Origin of the sequence: Streptomyces sp. MS191 (assembly GCF_008042125.1) — a bacterium.
In the GTDB taxonomy this organism is placed as follows: Bacteria; Actinomycetota; Actinomycetes; order Streptomycetales; family Streptomycetaceae; genus Streptomyces.
This window is the reverse complement of the sequence record NZ_RDBI01000108.1, coordinates 1-2944: the sequence shown is the minus strand read 5'-3', so window position 1 is coordinate 2944 and position 2944 is coordinate 1. Positions and strand designations below refer to the sequence as shown.

The window sequence follows — 2944 nt, the reverse complement described above, 5'->3', positions numbered from 1 at the left end:
CCCGCGTGGGACGCACTCCCCGTGGCCCCCGGACCTCCCCGGCCTCCCGGGCCCCGGGGGCCGTCAGCGCCAGATCGTCTGGACCGAGTCGAACTGGACCCAGGTGATCGGGTTGCCGCTGTTGCCGCCGTAGACGGTGACCGCTCCGGCGGGGTTGGCCTCGAAGCGGCAGGCGTTGATGCCCTGGCTGTTGTTCCGCGGCGCGGTGTCCCGCGTGTACCAGGTGGGGCGGAGTCCGGCCGGAAGCGTGGCGATCCTGGTGTCGGCGGTGAGGTTGCAGGTCACGGCGCCCCGTGCCTGGAGGAAGGCCGTACCGGCGATGGTGACCACGCGGACCTGCGGGATGGCGCCGGCCTGGGCGGTGACGCCGGGCTCCAGGAGGAGGTCGGCCCATTCGCCGGCTTCGACACCACCGGGCGCGGCGGCGGCCGGGGTCGCGGTCGTCAGGCTGCCCGCGGTCAGGACGGCGGGCAGGGCGAGGGCGGCGCCGAGGATGCTGCGGCGGTCGTGGGACATGCGAGGTCGTCTCCTTGACGAGGGGGATGGGGGGCGGCGGCGGCGGGCGCTGTCAGCGCCAGACCGCGCTGAAGCTGTCCAGCTGGGCCCAGGTGACGGCATGGGTGGCGCGCCCGCCGTGGAGCCGCAACTCCCGGTCGGAGTCGGCCTCGACGCGGGCGACGCAGACGCCGGCGTTGTTGTTCCGCGCGACGCTCGCGCGCGCGACAATGGTCGGGGTCAGCGCGTCGGGCAGCGTGCCGATGACGGCGTCCGCGTCGAAGCTGCCCTTGACGCCCCCGCTGAGCTGAAGCGTCGTCGTGCCGGCCAGGCTGATCAGCCGGCCCCTGGGGGCGTTCTGGTCGGCGGTGACCCCGGCGGCGAGCGGGATCGGCGTCCAGTCGGTCAGGACCTTCACGCCGTCCGTCTCGGGCGCCTGGGAGAGCGACAGGATGGTGCAGGTGCGCGGGCCCGGGTCCTCGCCGGCGAAGCCGAAGTGCAGGTGCGGCACGCCGTCGCGCACCGAGACGGCCATCCCCTCCGGCTCGCGGTGCACCAGGCCGGGGGCGGCCAGGACGCGCTGCTGGTCCAGGACGGCGCCGGTGGCCCAGTCGACCGCGGTCAGGTACGTGTTGCCCGGCGGCGGGTTGTCGGGGTTGTCGTCGGCGATGGCCTCACCGGCGAGCATGTACAGGACGCCGCCGAGCGAGGCGTACCCCTGGAAGAGGCCGTTCGGATCGGGCTGCCCGATGCGGGCGATCGGCTCCCAGACGCCGGCCGCGGCCTTCGCCAGGTCGTACGACTCGTACGTCGTGCCGCCCGAGGAGAAGCGGACGACGAGCCGGTCCGTGGTGGGGTCGATGGTGCACGTGACGCCCGTGGCGCCGGCGGCGGGCGTGTACGGCTTCGCGTGCAGCGGGGAGCCGTGGTCGAGGACCGTGCCGCTGCGGAACTCGAAGTGGGTGACGGCGGTGCCGTAGCCCTCGCCCTTGCTGTTCTTCTGGGACGCGGTCTCCGTCCAGAGCCGGATCACGCCTGCCCTGTTCTCGACGGCCATGGAGACGCCGTGGCCGAAGCCCCGCAGGTACATGAATCCGGTGATCGCGCCGGCCTGGGTGAGCCGGGTGACGCACAGGTCGCCGTTCGCGATCCGGTCGGTGCCACTGACCGGGCCCGATTCACCGGTGAGGGTCAGGCCGCCCTGCACCACCTGCACGACGAACACGTCCCCGCCGACCGGGTCGATGCCGAACGACTGCATCACCGTGGTGTTCTTCAACGGGCGCCGGTGGAGCAGTTTGCCCACCGGCCCCGCGATGTCTATCTGTCCTTCAACGCTGACGCTCAACGCCGCGGCTCCTTCTCGCTCTTGCTTCCCGTGCTCGGTCGGGCGGCCGACAGTCTGTCAAAGCCTGTCGGCCGTCGCCGTGTCGCGGGTCGCCGGCGGCCGTCGGCGGGGACGACCGCCCTTCGCGGTGCCGCCCGGCAGGTGCTCAGTCCGTCAGGCCGGTCGACTCCCGTTCGTCGGCCCAGGTGAAGCCTTCGATGACCCAGGATCCGGCCGACGGCCGCAGCGTCAGCGTCTTGCGTCCCCAGGCACTGAAGGCGACCCCGTCCCGGACACCCCACTTGTGGTACAGCGAGTGCCGGTGGGCGCGACCGGCGGCGAACATGGTCGTCGAGGTCACCTCGATCTCGGTGAAGTCCGTCAACGAGTCGCCGTTCAGCAGTATCTGACGCGGTGCCAGAAACGTGTCCACGTCGGTCCGGTCCAGGCCGCCGTCCTCCGTCACCCGCTCGACGACCGCGTCGGGAGCGAGGGCCGCCCGGGCGGCGTCGAGGCGGACCGGCTCCCCGGCGCGGCGGGTGAAGGCGGCGAAGAACGCCGAGACGACGGCGTCGACCGCCCGCTCGTCCGCCGAGGGCCGCGGCCCGCCGCGCCACTCGGCGCCGAGGACGGCGAAGGTGGAGAAGCTGCGCCAGGCGCCCTTGCGGAAGGCGCCGTCCCGGTTGACGCCCTCGTGGCGCATGCCGACGCGCCTCATGAGCGCGGCGGAGGCGACGTTCTCCACGGTGCAGACCCCGATGACCCGGTGCCAGCCGAAGTCCTCGAAGGCGATGCCGAGCGCCGCCGTGACCGCCTCGGTGGCGATCCCGGTCCCGTGCACGTCGGGGTGGAAGGCGAATCCCACCTCCCCGGTCTCGGGTTCCCGCTCGTCCCGCTTGAGGAGCACCTCGCCGACGACCCGGCCCGACCCGTCCTCCACGGCGAGGTCGAGCCAGTCACCGGGCACCGCGAGCGCCTGACCGCCGATCATCCGTTCCAGGGTCTGCTCCGTCATCTCCCTGGTGTGCGGCTCGTGCGGCAGATGACGCGCCACCTCGGGCAGCGAGCGGTGCGCGTGCACGGCGTCGAGGTCGTCGAAGCGCACCGGGCGCAGCCGGAGCC

Annotated in this window: 3 protein-coding genes; all 3 read right to left on the bottom strand. The window is 73.2% G+C overall.

Features of this window, described 5'->3' with window-relative positions; genetic code table 11:
• Positions 1–63: 63 nt before the first annotated feature.
• Positions 64–516: a hypothetical protein gene (locus EAO71_RS35260; protein ID WP_147981898.1), complete on the bottom strand. Its 453-nt coding sequence runs from the start codon at positions 514–516 to the stop codon at positions 64–66.
• A 52-nt stretch (positions 517–568) separates the two neighbouring features.
• Positions 569–1843, bottom strand: a complete 1275-nt coding sequence (locus tag EAO71_RS35255; protein ID WP_147981897.1) for a phage baseplate protein — start codon at positions 1841–1843, stop codon at positions 569–571.
• 145 nt (positions 1844–1988) lie between these two features.
• On the bottom strand, positions 1989–2944 hold a 956-nt coding region (locus tag EAO71_RS35250), incomplete at its 5' end, for a GNAT family N-acetyltransferase (protein ID WP_147981896.1).

Excerpts from the sequence above, each read along its gene's own strand:
- EAO71_RS35260 (WP_147981898.1), bottom strand. The coding sequence starts at position 516 with ATGTCCCACGACCGCCGCAGCATCCTCGGCGCCGCCCTCGCCCTGCCC.